The organism is Lysobacter sp. 1R34A (assembly GCF_051217035.1).
GTDB lineage: Bacteria > Pseudomonadota > Gammaproteobacteria > Xanthomonadales > Xanthomonadaceae > Lysobacter.
Window position 1 is genome coordinate 78,072 of sequence record NZ_JBPKJP010000001.1, and the last position, 16,739, is coordinate 94,810.

Genomic DNA, 16,739 nt, shown 5'->3' on the forward strand with positions numbered 1-16,739 from the left:
ATGGCGGCGAGCATCCACCTGGTCCGCCATGGGCAAGCCGCGTTCGGCGCGGCCGACTACGACGAACTCAGCGAGCGCGGCCGCGAACAGTCGCGCTTGCTCGGCGCCGCGCTCGCGCCGCTGTGGCGCGAGGGCGACCGGGTCGTCGCCGGCGGCATGCGCCGGCATCGGCAGACCGCGGAGGAATGCCTGGCGGCGATGCACTCGGGCCGCGGGAAAGGGCTCGAGGCGCGGGCGCCAGAGATGGCGACCGACCCGCGCTGGAACGAGTTCGACCATCGCGAAATCGTCGCCCGTCATCGCCCCGAATACGGCGACCACGAACGCCTGATCGCCGAGCTGGGCGCAGCCGCCGATCCACGCCGCGCCTTCCAGTCGTTGTTCGCCGCGGCGATGGCGCGCTGGGCCGGCGGCGAGCACGACCACGATTACAGCGAGAGCTGGCCGGCGTTCCGGCAGCGCTGTCGCGACGCCTTGCAGGCCGCGGCCGACGCCGCGGCGGGCTCGGCCAACGTGTGGGTGTTCACCTCGGGCGGCCCGATCGCCGCGGTCGTGCAAGGCCTGCTCGATGCGCCGGACGCGCAGGCGCTGCGCCTGAGCTGGAGCCTGGTCAACGCCGGCGTTACCCAGTTGCACGTCGCGCGCAGCGGCCTGCGGCTGTCCACCTTCAACGGTCACGCGCATCTGCAGGCGCGCGAAGGCCTCGTCACTTATCGCTGAACCGATCGTGGCAATCGCCACTGGGAGCCGGCCGCATGCGCAAGCACATCCTCATTACCGGCGCGAGTTCCGGACTCGGCCGCGGCATGGCGCGCGAGTTCGCCCGCGCCGGCAGCGACCTGGCCCTGTGCGCGCGGCGGCTGGATCGCCTGGAAGCGCTCAAGGCCGAACTGGAAGCCGCGCACCCCGGCATTCGCGTCGCCATCCGCAGTCTCGACGTCACCGATCACGAGCAGGTGTTCGCATTGTTCCGTTCCCTGCGCGCCGAGCTCGGCGCGCTCGACCGGATCATCGTCAACGCGGGCATCGGCCAGGGCGCGCCGGTCGGCAAGGGCCAGTTCGCCCTCAACCGCAACATCGTCGAGACCAATTTCCTCGCCGCGCTCGCGCAATGCGAGGCGGCGATGGAAATCTTCCGCGAAGCCGGGCTCGGCCATCTGGTGTTGATCTCCTCGATGAGCGCGATGCGCGGCATGCGCGGCGGGCTTACCGCCTATGCGGCGAGCAAGGCCGGCGTCGCCTCGCTCGCCGAAGGCATCCGCACCGACATGCTGCGCAAGCCTTCGATCAAGGTCAGCACGATTTTTCCGGGCTATATCCGCACCGAAATGAACGACCGGGCGCCGGCCAAGCAGACCCCCTACATCATCGACGAGGCCACCGGCTGCCGCTTGCTGGTGCGCGCGATCGACAAGGAACCGGCCAAGGCCTACGTGCCGTGGTGGCCTTGGGCCTTGCTCGGCTGGCTGATGAAACGCATGCCGCTGTCGTGGGTGGCCAAACTCAACTGAGCGTCGCGTCGAGGCTCGCGCCATGGCGATGCACCGCGCTCAAGGCCGTCCGCACTGCGGCGACGGGTTCGCGTGCGCTTGCTGCCCCATCGTCCGCCATCTCGTTCAGCTACCGACCGCTGCCGATTCAGCATCGTCGCCGCATGTGCCTAGGGTCATTCCCAGATTGACCCGGATTTCGTCGTGACGACACTGGGATCACACGCCATCCCCCAGCAAAGGAGTGTTTATGTCCCTTTTCGGCGATCTAGCGAGCGGCATCGGTCAGGCTCTCGGCGCGGGCATCGGTTCGCTCGGCGGTCCCTTGGGTACGATGATCGGCAGAGAAATCGGTGGGGTGATCGGCGATTTCGTCGCCGGCGCCGCCGACCAATTCCTCGGCCTGGCCAACGACGCCGCGCAGGATTCGGACCTGCCCGAAGCGGCCAAGTTCGTGCTGAACACGGCCTACGACATCGGCTTCAATTGAGCCGCGCCGCGATGGACCCGGAGCAACGCCGTCGCGAGTGGCTCGAGCGTCTGCAGGCGATGCGCGAAATCGGCGCGATCGAGGCGTCCGACGAAAACGCCTTGATCCGCCAATACGACGAGCGTGCGCAGCGCCTGCGCGAAGAGCTGGCGCGGATCGCGCCTGAATACCTGGACCGGGTCGCCCGGGACGGTGAAGAGGAAGCCAAGCGTTGGCTCGCCGAAACCGCCGAAGCCATGGGCCGCCGCGACGGCGAGGAAACCCGCCAGGCCCTCGCGGCGGTGGCGCGCAACCACGTTTGATATCGCGGTCGCGGCTTACGCCGCTCCTACAAACTCCGGGTAGCGACGCTGCTGTCCCTTTAGGAGCGGCGCAAGCCGCGACCGCGCCAATGCGGGCGGCGGTGCATGTTTTTGCAGCCGACGCGTGTGCGTCCAGTGCGACCTGGCTCGTCCATCGACCACGGCTCAAACATCATGGTCGCGGTTCACGCCGCTCCTACAAACTTCGGGCAGCGACGCCGCTGTCCCTGTAGAGCGGCGTATGTCTCTGGAACCGACAACACACCCGATTGTCGCAACGTGCATGGAGCATCAACCGCGGCCGCAGATCGCTGTCGCGGCTCGCGCCGCTCCCACCCTTGAAGCCCTGGAGCCTCGACCGCGCTTAGGCGTTCGGCGCCGCCAGATCCTCCAGGATCGGGCAATCCGGCCGGTGGTCGCCGTGGCAGCGGTGCGCCAGTTCTTCGAGGATGCGCTGCATGGCCTGCATCTCGCGGATCTTGGCGGCGAGTTCCTCGGCATGGGCCAGCGCCAAGCGTTTAACCTCGACGCTTTCGCGCGAGCGGTTGTCCCACAGCCCGAGCAGGGTCTCGATCTGCTTGATCGAAAACCCCAGCGAGCGCGAGCGCTTGATGAAGCGCAGGCGGTGCAGGTCGTTGTCGCTGTACAAGCGATAGCCGGCGATGCTGCGCCCGGCCGGCGGGATCAGGCCGATGCTTTCGTAGTGGCGGATCATCTTCGCGCTGACGCCGCTGAGCGCGGCGGCTTCGCCGATGTTGTGCAGGCCGTCGGCCTTGGCCTGGGCGAGTTCGGGCGGCAGTGGCTTAAGGGGCATGGAGACGGTCCTCATCGAGCGGCGGCCGGGCGCCAGCGTCGCAGTAACAGGGTATTGCCGAGCACGCTGATGCTGGAGAAGGCCATCGCCGCGGCGGCGACGATCGGGTCGAGCCAGCCCATCGCCGCCAGGGCGATGCCGGCCACGTTGTAGCCGAACGCCCAGAACAGATTCTGACGGATCTTGCGGGTGGTGCGGCGCGAGATGTCGATCGCGTCGGCGACCAGGCCCGGCTGCGCACGCATCAGGGTGATGCCGGCGGCGTGCATCGCCACGTCGGTGCCGCTGCCCATGGCGATGCCGACATCGGCCGCGGCCAGCGCCGGGGCGTCGTTGACGCCGTCGCCGACCATCGCCACGGTGCCGTGGCGCGCCAGTTCGGCGACTACCGCGGCTTTTTGTTCCGGCAGTACGTCGGCGCGGACCTCGTCGATGCCGAGCGAGTCGGCGATGCTGCGCGCGGCGCCGGCATGGTCGCCGGAAATCATTACCGTGCGCAGGCCGAGCGCATGCAGGCGCTCGATCGCGGCCTTGGCGTCGGCGCGCGGAGTGTCGCGGAAGCCGAGCAGGGCGAGCACGCGAACGTTCGCGGCAGCGGAGGGCGCTTCCTCGGACGCCAGCCACGACACGCTGTGGCCGCTCGCGCTCAGGAGTTCGGCCTGGGCGCGCCACGGTGCCAGTTCAGCGCCCAGTTCTTCGAGCATGCGCGTGCTGCCCAGCAGCAGCGAGCGGCCCTCGACCCGGCCGCGCAGGCCGCGCCCGGGCACGGCGACGACCGCTGAGGCCGAGGGCAGCTTCAGCCCGGCGGCAGCGTGAGCCACGGCGTTCGCCAGCGGATGCTCGCTGCCCGACTGCAGCGCCGCGGCCTGGGCCAGCACCGCGTCGCGGTCGCCGTCGATGGCGATCAGTTCGGCCAGCACCGGCTCGCCGACGGTCAGAGTGCCGGTCTTGTCGAAGGCGATGGTGTCGATGCGATGCGCGAGCTCCAGCGCCTCGGCGTCCTTGATCAGCAGGCCGGCGCGCGCGGCGGCGCCGGTGCCGGCCATGATCGCGGTCGGCGTAGCCAGGCCGAGCGCGCAAGGGCAGGCGATCACCAGCACCGCGACCGCGTTGAGGATGGCCTGGTTCCAGTCGCCGCTCGACAGGCCCCAGGCGAGCAGGGTGGCCAGCGCCAGCGCGATCACCACCGGCACGAACACCGCGCTGACTTTGTCGACCAGACGCTGGATCGGCGCCTTTTTCGCCTGCGCGTCCTCGACCAGGCGGATGATCCGCGCCAAGGCGCTCTCGGCGCCGACCGCGAGGGTTTCGACCACGATGCGGCCCTCGCCGTTGACCGCGCCGCCGGTGACCCGGTCGCCTTCGCCGCGCGCGACCGGCAGCGATTCGCCGGTAATCAGCGACTCGTCGACATGGCTGCGGCCCTCCTCGATGCGGCCGTCGGCGGGGATGCGTTCGCCCGGGCGCACCACCACCCGGTCGCCGATGCGCAGTTGCGCGATCGGCAGTTCGGTCTCGACGCCGTCGCGCAACACCCGCGCACTGAGCGGACGCAGCGCCTGCAAGGAGCGGATCGCCGCGGTGGTCTGGCGCTTGGCGCGCGCTTCCAGCCATTTGCCGAGCAGGATCAGGGTGACGATGACCGCCGAGGTCTCGAAGTACAGCGCGCTGCTGTCGCCGCGCAGCAGGTGATACAGGCTCAGGCCGTAACCGGCGCTGGTGCCGAGCGCGACCAGCAGGTCCATGTTGCCGCTGCGCGCACGCAGCGCATGCCAGCCGGCGCGATAGAAACGCGCGCCGAGCCAGAACTGCACCGGCGTGGCGAGCGCGAACTGCAGCCAGCCCGGCAGCATCCAGTGCTCGCCGAACAGCAGGCCGAGCATCGGCGCGACCAGGGGCAGCGACAGCACGGCGGCGATCAGCAAGTGACGGGTCTCGTGCGACATCGCCGGCGAGGCCGGGGCTTCGGCATGGCCGGCCTGCGCGGGGGCGTTGCCAATGCCATCGCCATCGCCATCGCCATCGCCGTCGCCGTCGCCGGACGAAGCCGCGGCGGGCAGGGCGGCGGCGTAACCGGCACGCGCCACCGCGTCGAGCAACGCGGCCGGCTCGACCCCGTCGAACACCTTCACTGTCGCCCGCTCGGTCGCCAGGTTGACCGAAGCCGCGACCACCCCGGCGACCGCGCTCAGCGCCCTCTCGATCCGGCCCACGCAGGAGCCGCAGTTCATGCCGCGTATTTCCAGCGCGACCTCGCGGGTGAGCACGGCATAACCGGCCGCGGCTACCGCACGTTCGATCTCAGCCGCTGAGACGGCCGTGACCGAGCCTAGCTCGGCGGTTTCGGTGGCCAGGTTGACGCTGGCGCTCTCTATGCCGGGCACCGCGCGCAAGGCCTTCTCGACCCGGGCCACGCAGGAGCCGCAGGTCATGCCGACGATGCCGATGCGCAGCGATTGCGCAGCCGTTGTCGGCGCCGGATCGGCGGGCGGGTGCTGCCGGGTCGGATGCTGTTGGGTCGGGTGCTGCTGGAGCGGGTGTCGCTGCGGTCGGCGGGCGGCATTCATGCGGGAGTCCTCACGGAAGTCCGGATTCGGATGCCGTGCAGGTTGCGGCTTCCCATGATGGGAAGGTCAAGCTTCGGCCGGCGTGACGACGCGGCTTGGCGGTTGCGACGATCAGGGCTATGCGGCGATGTCGCCCATGCGCCCGCGACCCGGCTGAATCGTTCACCGGGCCAGCGAAAACCCTCCGATTCCAGTCTTCAGGCGGTTTAGGGATGCCAGAATCGACCCCATCTAAGGTTGGACGACATCAGGCCGCGGCGACGCGGCGAACCCATGGTCCTCGACGATTTCCACCCCGCCATCGCCAGTTGGTTCCGCTCGGCGTTTCCGGCGCCGACCCAGGCCCAGGAGCTCGCCTGGCCGGCGATCCGTGCCGGGCGCAACACCCTGGTCGCGGCGCCGACCGGCTCGGGCAAGACCCTGACCGCCTTCCTCGCGGCGATCGACGCACTGGTCCGCGAAGGGCTGGAACACGGCCTGCGCGACGAGACCGCGGTGGTTTATGTCTCGCCGTTGAAAGCTCTGTCGAACGACATCCATTTGAACCTGGTCGCGCCGTTGGCCGGGATCGGCGAGGCCTTGCGCGGCATGGGCCTGGAAGACCCCGGCATCCGCACCGCGGTGCGTACCGGCGACACCCCGGCCGGCGAGCGCCAGTCGATGCGGCGCAAGGCGCCGCACATCCTGGTGACCACGCCCGAGTCGTTGTACGTGCTGATGGGCTCGGAGTCGGGCCGGGCCATGCTCTCGACCGTGCGCACGGTGATCGTCGACGAAATCCATGCGGTTGCCGACGACAAACGCGGCAGCCATCTCAGCCTCACCCTCGAACGCCTGCGCGAGTTGTGCGCGCAGCCGCCGGTGCGGATCGGCCTGTCGGCCACGCAGAAGCCGATCGACGAAGTGGCGCGGTTCCTGGTCGGCGCCGATGCGGTCGACCCGGACGGCCGCCCCGATTGCACGATCGTCGATATCGGTTACGCCAAGCAGCGCGACCTGGCCCTGGAACTGCCGGGTTCGCCGCTGTCGGCGGTGATGTCGCACGAGCAATGGGACGAAGTCTACGAGCGCCTGGCGGCGCTGGTCGGCGAACACCGCACCATCCTGGTGTTCGTGAACACCCGGCGCATGGCCGAACGCGCCGCGCGCCATCTCGCCGACCGCCTCGGCAAGGATGCGGTCGCCGCGCACCACGGCAGCCTGTCGCGCGAACTGCGCCTGGACGCCGAGCAGCGACTCAAGCGCGGCGAGCTGCGCGTGCTGGTGGCGACCGCCTCGCTGGAACTCGGCATCGACATCGGCGACATCGACTTGGTCTGCCAGCTCGGTTCGCCGCGTGCGATCGCCTCGTTCCTGCAAAGGGTCGGCCGCGCCGGCCACCATGTCGGCGGGGTGCCGAAAGGGCGCTTGTTCCCGCAGTCCCGCGACGACCTGGTCGAATGCGCGGCCTTGCTCGACAGCGTGCGCCGCGGCGAACTGGACGCGCTGCAGATCCCGCTGGCGCCGCTGGACGTGCTGGCGCAGCAGATCGTCGCCGAGGTCGCCGCGCAGGAATGGAGCGAGGACGCGCTGTTCGCCTGCCTGCGCCGCGCCTGGCCGTATGCCGGGCTGCAGCGCAAGGATTTCGACGCGATCGTGCGCATGCTCGCCGACGGCTTCACCACCCGGCGCGGGCCGCGTTCGGCCTACATCCACCGCGACGCCGTGCACGGCCGCCTGCGCGCGCGCCGCGGCAGCCGCATGACCGCGGTGATGTCGGGCGGCACCATCCCCGACACCGGCGACTACAGCGTTCTGCTCGAACCCGAGGCCGTCACCATCGGCAACGTCAACGAGGATTTCGCCGTCGAAAGCCTGGCCGGCGACGTGTTCCAGCTCGGCAACGCCAGCTACCGCATCCTGCGGGTCGAGCCGGGGCGGGTGCGGGTCGAGGACGCCCAGGGCCAGCCGCCGAACATCCCGTTCTGGCTCGGCGAAGCGCCGGGCCGCAGCGACGAATTGTCGGCCAGCGTGTCGCGCCTGCGCGAAGCGGTCGACGCGTTGCTCGCCGAGTCGCGCCAGGCCGGAGAGGCGGCGCGAGCGCTCAGCGAGACCTTCGGTTTCGACGCCGAGACCGCGATCCAGTTAGTCGACTATCTCGGCCGCACCCGCCAGGCGCTCGGGGTGGTGCCGAGCCAGCAACGGCTGGTGTTCGAGCGCTTCTTCGACGAGTCCGGCGGCACCCAGTTGGTGATCCATTCGCCCTACGGCAGCCGCATCAACCGCGCCTGGGGCCTGGCCCTGCGCAAGCGCTTCTGCCGCAAATTCAATTTCGAGTTGCAGGCCGCGGCGACCGAGGACGCGATCGTGCTGTCGTTGTCGACCAGCCACAGTTTCCCGCTCGAAGACGTGGCCCGCTACCTGCATTCGGCTTCGGCGCTCGACGTGCTGACCCAGGCCCTGCTCGATGCGCCGCTGTTCGCGGTGCGCTGGCGCTGGAACGCGACCACCGCGCTGGCCCTGCCGCGCTTCGTCGGCGGGCGCAAGGTCGCGCCGCAGTTGCAGCGGATGAAGAGCGAAGACCTGCTGGCGACGGTGTTCCCCGACCAGGTCGCCTGCGCCGAGAACCTGGTCGGCGAGCGCGAGGTGCCGGACCATCCGCTGGTCGCGCAGACCCTGCACGATTGCCTGTACGAGGCGATGGACAGCGCCGGCTGGCTGCGCATGCTGCGGCGGCTGGAGCGGGGCGAGCTGCAGGTGATCGGGCGCGACGTCACCGCGCCGTCGCCGATCGCCGCCGAAGCGATCAACGCGCGGCCCTATGCCTTCCTCGACGATGCGCCGCTGGAAGAACGCCGCACCCAGGCGGTGATGGCGCGGCGCTACGCCGAGGCCGACAGCGCCGACGACCTCGGCCGGCTCGACCCGGAAGCGATCGAGGCCGTCCGCGGCGAAGCCTGGCCGGAAGTGCGCGACGCCGACGAAATGCACGAGGCCTTGATGGGGCTCGGCTTCGTCACCGTGGCCGAGGCCGCGGCGAACGAGTGGGCCCCCTGGTTGAGCGCGCTGGCCGACAGCGGCCGCGCCGCCGCCTTGCGCCTGTCGCCGAGCGAGCCGCCGGCCTGGTGGGTCGCGACCGAAAACCTGCCGCAGGCCCGGGCGCTGTTCGCCGATGCCGTGGCCGAACCGGCGGTGACGGTGCCGGAGGAGTACCTCGCGACCGCCTGGAGCCGCGAGGAGGCCTCGATCGAACTGCTGCGCTCGCGCCTGACCGCGCTCGGCCCGGTCACCGCGGCGGCGCTGGCCCACGACGCGCATCGCGACCCGGGCGAGATCGAACTGGGCCTGCTGCGGCTGGAACAGGAAGGCTATGTCATGCGTGGCCGCTTCGGCCGCGACAGCCTGCTCGGCGGCGACGAGGAATGGTGCGAGCGCCATCTGCTCGCCCGCATTCACCGCTACACCGTCGGCCGCTTGCGCCGCGAGATCGAACCGGTCGCACCGCGCGATTTCGCCCGCTTCCTGTTCGACTGGCAGCACCTGTCGGCGTCGACTCGGATGAACGGGCCCCAGGCCCTGCGCGCGGTGCTGGAACAACTCGAAGGCTATGAAGCGCCGGCCTCGGTCTGGGAAAGCGAACTGCTGCCGGCGCGCATCGCCGACTACGATTCGAGCTGGCTCGACGAACTCTGCGCTGCGGGCCGGGTGACCTGGGCGCGCCTGCGTCCCGACGCGAACGCCGGCGCGGCCAATGGTGCGAGCCAGGCTGCGGGCAACGGCACTCCGGCGGCGCCGGTGCCGCAGGGCGTGCCGAGCGTGCGGCAGACGCCGATCGTGCTGCTGCCGCGGCGCGCCCTGGCCGATTGGCGTCTTGCCGCCGGCCGCAAGGCCGACCCGGCGCCGGTGTCCTCACGCGCGCAGCGCGTCCTCGCCGTCCTGGAAGCGCGCGGCGCCTCGTTCTTCGACGAACTCGAACGCGACGCGCATCTGCTGCGCACCGAGCTCGAAGAAGCGCTGGGCGAACTGGTCACCCGCGGCCGGATCACCTGCGACAGCTTCGCCGGGCTGCGCGCCTTGCTGGTGCCGCCGTCCAAGCGCGCCTCCACCCATGGCAGCCGCCGTCGCCGGGCCTTGCTGACCGACCTGCAGGACGCCGGCCGCTGGTCGCTGACCCGTCCGGCCGAGGCCGAAAGCGAGTCCGCCGATGCGGGCCGCAGCGCCGAGGCCAGCGAACACATTGCCTGGCGTCTGCTCGAACGCTACGGCGTGGTGTTCTGGCGACTGATCCAGCGCGAAGCCGCCTGGCTGCCGCCGTGGCGCGACCTGCTGCGCGTCTACCGGCGCCTGGAGGCGCGCGGCGAAATCCGCGGCGGCCGTTTCGTCAGCGGCATGACCGGCGAGCAGTTCGCCTTGCCCGACGCGGTCAACAGCCTGCGCCAGATCCGTCAGCGCGCGCACGACGGCGCGACGATCTGCGTCTCCGCCGCCGACCCCCTGAACCTGACCGGCGGCGTCCTGGCCGGCGTCAAGGTGCCGCGTATCCCCGGCGCCCGCATCGCCTTCCGCGACGGCGTCGCGGTCGCCAGCCTGCTCGCCGGCCAGGTCGAAGAACTGGCCCCGTTGCCGGCCGACGCCCAGCGCGAAGTCCACCGCTTGCTGCTGCGCCGACCCGGCAGCGCCGCCGCCGCGGCCGAGGCCAGCATCGATGAAGTAATGCGGAATTTGGCGCGGCGGTAAGCGGGCGGCGACAGGTTTCGGCGTTCGGCCCATCATTCGGTTTTGGTTTTGGTTTTGGTTGCCGCCGCCGTAGCTGTTGCTTGCTATTGCTATTGCTATTGCTATTGCTGTTGCTATTGCTGTTGCTATCGCTGTTGTCTTTATCTTGGCTGTGGCTGTGGCTGTGGCTGTGCGCAGCCGGGCACTAGCGAAGGCCAAAGAAGACCCGGAGGGCGGCCCGCAGGGATGCGGGCCGTTTTTCATCGGGACAGGGATGTCCCGTATGAAAAATCACCGCGGATGCATCGAACGCGCGGGCCTGCGATTCAGAACAAAGCACTTTTCTTTGGTTACCTTTCTTTTTGTTGCTTTAGACAAAAGAAAGTAACTCGCCGCTTTAGTGGCGGAAGCTTTGGGTTTGATCTTGATCTTTGATCTCGCCCGATCGAGCAATGCGCTGCAAGATCGCTGCAGCGATGTCGCGGCTCGCGCCGCTCCTACCCAGGCGAACGCACGCCGCCTCGATGGACGACATCAGCCTTGTCGGCTCTGCGCGTCCCGTGGTCGCGGCTCGCGCCGCACCTACCCCGCGAGAGCACACCGCTTCGACGAACGACGACGGCCTAGTCACCTCTGCGCGCCCGCGATCGCGGCTCGCGCCGCTCCTACCCCGGCGAGGGCGCGCCGCTTCGCCGAGCGGCGACGGCCTGATCATCTCTGCACGACCCTTGTCGCGACTCACATCGCTCCTGCATGAGCAGGCTTCGCGGCGAACCGCCCCTGTAGGAGCGGCGTAAGCCGCGACGCGACATTTCAACCTCGCGTCGATGGCGGCGGCAGCCCGTTCGGACAGGTGAACAGGCACTGCGAACTGCGTCGCTGTTTCCCGCTGAAGCGTTAAGCCAGCGCGCCGAATCGTCTTGAACTTGATGAATGAATCGATACCGTTTCGCCGCGACGATGACATCGCCTTCGCGCGGCGAAGTGGCACTGTGATTCCAGAATTCCCTACGTTCCAACCGCGAGCGTGCCACCCCCAACACATCGCATTCGCCGCGGCATCGGGTGATGTTTCGCCCCAACCGGTTCTGCCCACGCGGCTGCTTGCTCGCCATGCGCCTGGGTCTGTTCAAGGAGTAGATCATGACCGTCTATACCACCCGCTTCCCCGAAACGGATGTTGCGACCATCGAAGCATCGGCCGGCGATGCCGCGCAGGCGACGCCCGGGCTCGAAGTGTTGGACCTCGATTCCGAGTTGAGCTATTGGCGCAATCACTATCGCGGCCTGGTCGACAGGCCGGGCTTGCGCTACAGCGACTACGAGCCTGCGGTGAAAATCGGGCTGGACGCTTACATGCGCAGCCGCGGCAGGACCCTGGACGAGATGCGCGACGGCATCGACGTGGGCTATCGGCGTACCCGCGGAGCGTCGCGGCTGGAATGGGACGAAGCCCGCACCGTGGTCGAGGCAGCCTGGAACCGACTCGAACGAAGGACTGCACGCCTATGAGCCTGCGTCATGCGTTCGAGCGCGGTGCGAAGGCGGCCTGCCGCTTTACCGGGCAGCCGCTGTGTTTCGCGCTCGCGGTCGGCGTGGTGCTCGCCTGGGTCGTGTCCGGCCCCTTGTTCGGTTTCAGCGACACCTGGCAACTGGTCATCAACACCGGTACCACCATCGTCACCTTCCTGATGGTGTTCCTGATCCAGAACTCGCAGAACCGCGACGCCGCTGCGGTGCAGATCAAGCTCGACGAGTTGATACGCGCGACCAAGGCGGCCGAGGACGCCTTGCTCGATCTCGAGGAACTCGACGAGGAAACGCTCGAGAAATTCCGCCAGCGTTACGAGCGCCTGGCCCGCAGGGCCCGCGCCGGGGCGCCCTGCGATGTGCATCCCGTGTCCAGGCCCGTCTCCGACACCCTCCCCAAGAACGATTCCCGACCCCTTACAGAATGAGGACCGTCAGCATGAAAAAGACCCAGCCGCACGCCCCGCAAGTCCGCGAATTGCTGTATCAGGCGCTGGAGACCGAGCAGGGCGGCATCAAGATCTACGAAGCCGCGGTCGAATGCGCGGTCAACGAGGACCTGCACAAGGAATGGCAAGGCTATCTGGATGAGACTCGCACCCACGAGCGCGTCTTGCTCAACGTGTTCGAGCAGCTCGGCCTGGACCCGAAAGAGCGCACGCCGGGCCGCGAGGTCGTCGGGCATATCGGCCAGTCCCTGGTCAAGGCGATCCGCATGGCCCAGCAGGCCGGGGATCCCGACGCCGCGCAATTGGTCGCGGCCGAATGCGTGGTACTGGCCGAAACCAAGGACCACATGAACTGGGAACTGATCGGCCACCTGGTCGAGCACGCGAAGGGCGATGGCCTGGAGGTCCTGAAGCAGGCGCACGAGGCGGTCGAGTCCGACGAAGACCATCACCTCTATCACACCACCGGTTGGACCCGCGAGCTGTGGATCGAATCCCTGGGGCTGCCTGCGGTCTTGCCGCCACCGGAAGAGGTCAAGCAGGTCGAGACCGCGATCGGCGCGGCCCGCGCCGAACAGGCGCGCGACCGGATGCTCTGATGCAGGGGAGCGCGGCCTGCGTTGCTGCGGCCGCCGCGTCGTAAAGCGGCGGCGCGGCAGCGCAGGATGGCGTGCCGTCGGCCGCGAGCCCGTTTGCCGACGATGAGGGCCAGTACAGCCGATGCCTCGCGATGGCCCACGGGGGCCGGCTCGCCGGCCGTTCACCTCGGTTCAACGCCCGCGGCGGCACAGTCGAGCCCCCGATGTTCCCGCCGGCGATTCGCGCCGGCCTTGCGAGGTAGCTCATGGCGCGCCCGATCTGGACCGGAACCCTGTCGTTCGGCCTGCTCAACATCCCGGTCAAGCTGATGACCGGCGAACGCCGCGTCGACCTGCATTTCCGCATGCTCGACAGCCGCAACAAGGCGCCGATCCGCTACGAGCGGGTCAACGAGGAAACCGGCGAGGAAGTGCCGTGGAAGGAGATCGTCAAGGCCTTCGAGTACGACAAGGGCAGTTACGTGGTGATCGAGGAAGCCGACATCGCCGCGGCCGCGCCCGACCACAAGGAGACCGTCGACATCGACACCTTCGTCGAGGCCTCCTCGATCGGCGTGGAGTTCTACGAAAAACCCTATGTGCTGGAACCCGGCAAGAAGGCCGAGAAGGGCTATGTGCTGCTGCGCGAGGTGCTCAAGCGCACCGGCATGATCGGCATCGGCCGAGTGGTGATCCGCACCCGCGAGTACCTGGCCGCGGTGGTACCCCAGGGCGAGGCCTTGATGCTGATGATCCTGCGCTACGCCCAGGAGTTGGTCGACCCGAGCGACTACAAGTTGCCCGAGGGCGGGCTGGCGAAGTGGAAGATTTCCTCGCGAGAGGTCGACATGGCCGAGCAGTTGATCAAGTCGATGAGCGGGGAGTGGAAGCCGGACGGTTACAAGGACGACTTCCGCCAGCGTCTGCACAAGGTCATCGAGCAACGGGTGAAGTCCAAGAAGGTCGTTCGCGGCAAGGCCGTGGACGAGTCGAAACTGCCCGAGAACGCGGCGACCAACGTCATCGACTTCGCCGAGCTGCTCAAACGCAGCCTGGAGAAGAAGGGCGGGCAGGGCGCGGCCAAGCGCCCGGCCAAGAAAGCCGCCAAGAAGACCGCGAAGGCGACCAAGAAGCGCGCGCGCAAGTCGGCGTGACGGACTGGATCGGGGCGTCGCCGCGAGCCGGGGCGAGGACGTCTTGGAGCGTCGCCGCGGCCGGTCGAATCGCGGCGGCCGCCGGCCGGTCCTCGTAGGAGACCCGCAATGAGCGAGGCCCGGCTTACCCATCCCGAACGCATCGTCTATCCCGGCGCGGGGATCAGCAAAGGCGAGGTGGCCGACTATTACCGCGCGGTCGAGGCTTGGCTGCTGCCGGAACTGGTCGACCGGCCGTTGTCCCTGCTGCGCTGTCCGGACGGTATCGCCGGGCAATGTTTCTTCCAGAAACACCATGCCGACAGCCTGGGCCCCGGTGTGCACCCGGTAAGTCTGCGCGAATCCGCCGGCCAGGCCGACTATGTTTACGTGCGCGACCTCGGGGGCGTGCTGTCGCTGGTGCAGATGAACACGCTCGAGTTCCATCCCTGGGGCGCGAAGCGGAAAACGCCGGACAAGCCGGACCGGCTGGTGTTCGACCTGGACCCGGCCGAGGACATCGCCTGGAGCGAACTCAAGCGCGCCGCCCGCGAAGTGCGCGACCGGCTGGCCGAACTCGGGCTCGACAGCTGGCCACGCTTGTCCGGCGGCAAGGGCGTGCACGTGGTGGCGCCGTTCCGGCCCGGCCCGGATTGGGCCGCGGCGAAGGCCTTCAGCGAGGGCTTCGCCGATGCCATGGTCGCTCAGTCGCCGCAGCGCTACCTCGCCACCGCATCCAAGGCCGCGCGCAAGGGACGCATCTTCATCGACTGGCTGCGCAACGCGCGCGGAGCCACCAGCGTGGCCAGTTGGTCGCTGCGCGCGCGCGAAGGCGCGCCGGTGGCGATGCCCTTGCGTTGGGACGAGTTCTCGCGCGCGCGTTCCTCCACCGACTTCGATCTGGCCAAGGCCCTGCGCCGCGCCTCTCGCCTGCGCATCGACCCCTGGGAAGGATTCGCCGAGAGCCGGCAACGCTTGCCCAGGCTTTGAGCCTCAGGACGATTCGTCCGGCGGCGCCTTGGTGCCGACCTTGCGTTCTGCGAAGTTGAGCAGGAACAGCACCAGCAGAGTCAGCAAGGTCGCGGCGAGGGCGAGCAGGTGATAGCGCAAGCCGGTACTGGCACCGATGACCGCCACCATCAGCAACGAGGCCGCAGTGGTGATGCCCGAGACCGCCTGGCCCCCGCGTTGGGCGAATATGGTACCGGCGCCGATGAAGGACACGCCGGCCACGACGGCCTCGACCAGGCGCAGCGGGTCGATATTGACCAGGAACGGTATACGGAAGCGCGGGTCCATGATCGCCAGCTGGCCCACGCCGACCAGCAGCGAAGACGCGCCTGCGACCAGCATGTGGGTGCGGAAGCCCGCCGGCCGATTCTTCAACTCGCGTTCCAGGCCGATGGTGCCGCCGAGCACCATCGCGTAGGCGGTGCCGCCGACGACCCACAGCTGATTCATCCACTCCATGCATGCGCTCCCGGCCGAGTGAAGATTCTAGATAACCGGGGCGATGTGAGGCGTCGGTGACCATCGCCGCAGTGACGGCCCGCAGATGAACCGACTACCCCGCGCTAACGAGGCGCTGCCCCGGTCTTAACTCCCGAGCGGTTAGCGTCGGGCTCGTCATACAGCGATTCCACGAATCCGATCAGGAGAGCAGTCATGCCTCGCGGAGAAAAATCGTCTTATACCGACAAACAGAAACGCCAGGCCGAGCATATCGAGCAGCAGTACCAGAAGGAGGGCGTATCCAAGAAGGAAGCCGAAGAACGCGCCTGGGCCACGGTCAACAAGCAGGACGGCGGCGGCAAGAAGTCCGGCTCCGGACGCAAGGACCATCACTGAGCTGCAGCCGCAAATCATCGAAACCGGCCGTGTTGCGTCGATCTAAGCGCCGGCCAGTAGCCATTGCGAAACCGTTCTTGAAGAGGACTCCACCATGAAATCCGCACGTCTCACGATTTTCGCACTCACTCTGGCCGTATCCGGCGCCGCTCTGGCAGCTCCGCAGTCGGCCGCCACCGCCAACGACCCGGCCACCGCCACGGGCAACGAATCGGCGCAACCGGTCAGCGACACCTGGATCACCACCAAGGTCAAGGCCGAGTTGCTGGCCACCGACGGCGTGTCCGGCACGGACATCAACGTCGAGACCGTCAATGGGGTGGTGAGGCTGTCCGGGCATGTCGACGGCAAGGCCGAGGCCGACAAGGCGATCAACATCGCCAGCAAGGTCGACGGGGTCAAGAAGGTCGACAGCACCGCCTTGGTCGCCGCCAAGCGCACCAGCAGCAAGTAAGCGGCATTCCCGGCCTGCCGGCCGCATGGAGCGGAACGATGACCCAGCTAGCCGATCGTGTACATACCGATCCCGCCGAGATCCGCCGATTGAGCCTCTTGATCGAGCGGCTGCCCGACGAAGGCTTGGTCGATATCGTTCTGGTCGATGGCAGTCGGCAGGTCGGGGTCGTCGCGACCCGGCCGAGCCTGCAGACCTTTCTCGATGCGGACGGCAACGAGGGCGCCAATGCGGTGCTGCGCCTGGAAGACGTCCAGGGCGAGGGTCGCGTGGCGTATCTGTGGCTCGACGAGATCGTCAAGGTCCGCCCGCTGCAATCCGACGAGCGCGAGTTCGGCTCTTCCGCGAATACCCCAGCGACGGGTAGATCGAAAAGCAACTAGCCGGAC

The 16,739-nt window shown here is 68.5% G+C and carries 17 protein-coding genes; 14 read left to right on the forward strand and 3 right to left on the reverse strand.

Annotated elements, in window-relative coordinates:
• The 4 genes from ACSAMQ_RS00290 (at position 1) to ACSAMQ_RS00305 (ending at position 2,282) form a co-directional block, all read left to right on the forward strand.
• Complete coding sequence (locus tag ACSAMQ_RS00290; RefSeq protein WP_435393710.1) at positions 1 to 720, forward strand: histidine phosphatase family protein; 720 nt, start codon at positions 1 to 3, stop codon at positions 718 to 720.
• Positions 721 to 755: 35 nt separating this feature from the next.
• The gene (locus ACSAMQ_RS00295) at positions 756 to 1,511 is read left to right on the forward strand and encodes an SDR family oxidoreductase (RefSeq protein ID WP_435393711.1); all 756 of its coding nucleotides are present in this window, start codon (positions 756 to 758) and stop codon (positions 1,509 to 1,511) included.
• 229 nt (positions 1,512 to 1,740) lie between these two features.
• Positions 1,741 to 1,980 carry a hypothetical protein gene (locus ACSAMQ_RS00300; RefSeq protein ID WP_031373914.1) on the forward strand — a complete coding sequence of 80 codons (240 nt, stop codon included), beginning with the start codon at positions 1,741 to 1,743 and terminating at the stop codon, positions 1,978 to 1,980.
• Positions 1,977 to 2,282 carry a hypothetical protein gene (locus tag ACSAMQ_RS00305; protein ID WP_435393712.1) on the forward strand — a complete coding sequence of 102 codons (306 nt, stop codon included), beginning with the start codon at positions 1,977 to 1,979 and terminating at the stop codon, positions 2,280 to 2,282. Before ACSAMQ_RS00300 ends, ACSAMQ_RS00305 begins: the two co-directional genes overlap by 4 nt.
• A gap of 364 nt (positions 2,283 to 2,646) precedes the next feature.
• Here ACSAMQ_RS00305 and cueR read toward each other — a convergent pair whose 3' ends face one another.
• Entirely contained in the window at positions 2,647 to 3,096 is a 450-nt protein-coding gene (cueR, locus tag ACSAMQ_RS00310; RefSeq protein ID WP_435393713.1) for a Cu(I)-responsive transcriptional regulator, read from the reverse strand.
• 11 nt (positions 3,097 to 3,107) lie between these two features.
• The gene (locus tag ACSAMQ_RS00315) at positions 3,108 to 5,663 is read right to left on the reverse strand and encodes a heavy metal translocating P-type ATPase (protein WP_435393714.1); all 2,556 of its coding nucleotides are present in this window, start codon (positions 5,661 to 5,663) and stop codon (positions 3,108 to 3,110) included.
• A gap of 273 nt (positions 5,664 to 5,936) precedes the next feature.
• Between ACSAMQ_RS00315 and ACSAMQ_RS00320 the strand changes: the two genes are divergently transcribed.
• The 7 genes from ACSAMQ_RS00320 to ligD all read left to right on the forward strand — a co-directional run bounded on the left by ACSAMQ_RS00320 (position 5,937) and on the right by ligD (position 15,038).
• Entirely contained in the window at positions 5,937 to 10,379 is a 4,443-nt protein-coding gene (locus ACSAMQ_RS00320; protein WP_435393715.1) for a DEAD/DEAH box helicase, read from the forward strand.
• Between the two features lie 76 nt (positions 10,380 to 10,455).
• Complete coding sequence (locus ACSAMQ_RS00325; protein ID WP_435393716.1) at positions 10,456 to 10,746, forward strand: hypothetical protein; 291 nt, start codon at positions 10,456 to 10,458, stop codon at positions 10,744 to 10,746.
• 755 nt (positions 10,747 to 11,501) lie between these two features.
• Positions 11,502 to 11,870 (forward strand): hypothetical protein, encoded by a 369-nt coding sequence (locus ACSAMQ_RS00330; protein ID WP_435393717.1) that lies wholly within the window; start codon positions 11,502 to 11,504, stop codon positions 11,868 to 11,870.
• The gene (locus tag ACSAMQ_RS00335; RefSeq protein WP_435393718.1) at positions 11,867 to 12,316 is read left to right on the forward strand and encodes a low affinity iron permease family protein; all 450 of its coding nucleotides are present in this window, start codon (positions 11,867 to 11,869) and stop codon (positions 12,314 to 12,316) included. The genes ACSAMQ_RS00330 and ACSAMQ_RS00335 overlap by 4 nt, the downstream gene beginning before the upstream one ends.
• An 11-nt stretch (positions 12,317 to 12,327) precedes the next feature.
• Positions 12,328 to 12,936: a hypothetical protein gene (locus tag ACSAMQ_RS00340; RefSeq protein WP_435393719.1), complete on the forward strand. Its 609-nt coding sequence runs from the start codon at positions 12,328 to 12,330 to the stop codon at positions 12,934 to 12,936.
• Between the two features lie 245 nt (positions 12,937 to 13,181).
• Positions 13,182 to 14,069 (forward strand): Ku protein, encoded by an 888-nt coding sequence (locus tag ACSAMQ_RS00345; RefSeq protein WP_435393720.1) that lies wholly within the window; start codon positions 13,182 to 13,184, stop codon positions 14,067 to 14,069.
• Positions 14,070 to 14,177: 108 nt separating this feature from the next.
• Positions 14,178 to 15,038, forward strand: coding sequence for a non-homologous end-joining DNA ligase (gene ligD / locus ACSAMQ_RS00350; RefSeq protein ID WP_435393721.1), 861 nt, complete (start codon positions 14,178 to 14,180; stop codon positions 15,036 to 15,038).
• Positions 15,039 to 15,041: 3 nt separating this feature from the next.
• Here ligD and ACSAMQ_RS00355 read toward each other — a convergent pair whose 3' ends face one another.
• Positions 15,042 to 15,509, reverse strand: a complete 468-nt coding sequence (locus ACSAMQ_RS00355) for an MgtC/SapB family protein (protein ID WP_435393722.1) — start codon at positions 15,507 to 15,509, stop codon at positions 15,042 to 15,044.
• Positions 15,510 to 15,713: 204 nt separating this feature from the next.
• On the opposite strand from ACSAMQ_RS00355, the gene ACSAMQ_RS00360 reads away from it, so the two are divergent.
• From ACSAMQ_RS00360 to ACSAMQ_RS00370, 3 genes are all read left to right on the forward strand, one after another.
• On the forward strand, positions 15,714 to 15,896 hold the full coding sequence (locus ACSAMQ_RS00360) for a hypothetical protein (protein ID WP_435393723.1): 183 nt from the start codon (positions 15,714 to 15,716) through the stop codon (positions 15,894 to 15,896).
• Positions 15,897 to 15,990: 94 nt separating this feature from the next.
• Positions 15,991 to 16,350 (forward strand): BON domain-containing protein, encoded by a 360-nt coding sequence (locus tag ACSAMQ_RS00365; RefSeq protein WP_435393724.1) that lies wholly within the window; start codon positions 15,991 to 15,993, stop codon positions 16,348 to 16,350.
• A gap of 38 nt (positions 16,351 to 16,388) precedes the next feature.
• Entirely contained in the window at positions 16,389 to 16,733 is a 345-nt protein-coding gene (locus ACSAMQ_RS00370) for a DUF3247 family protein (protein WP_435393725.1), read from the forward strand.
• The last annotated feature ends 6 nt before the right edge of the window (positions 16,734 to 16,739 follow it).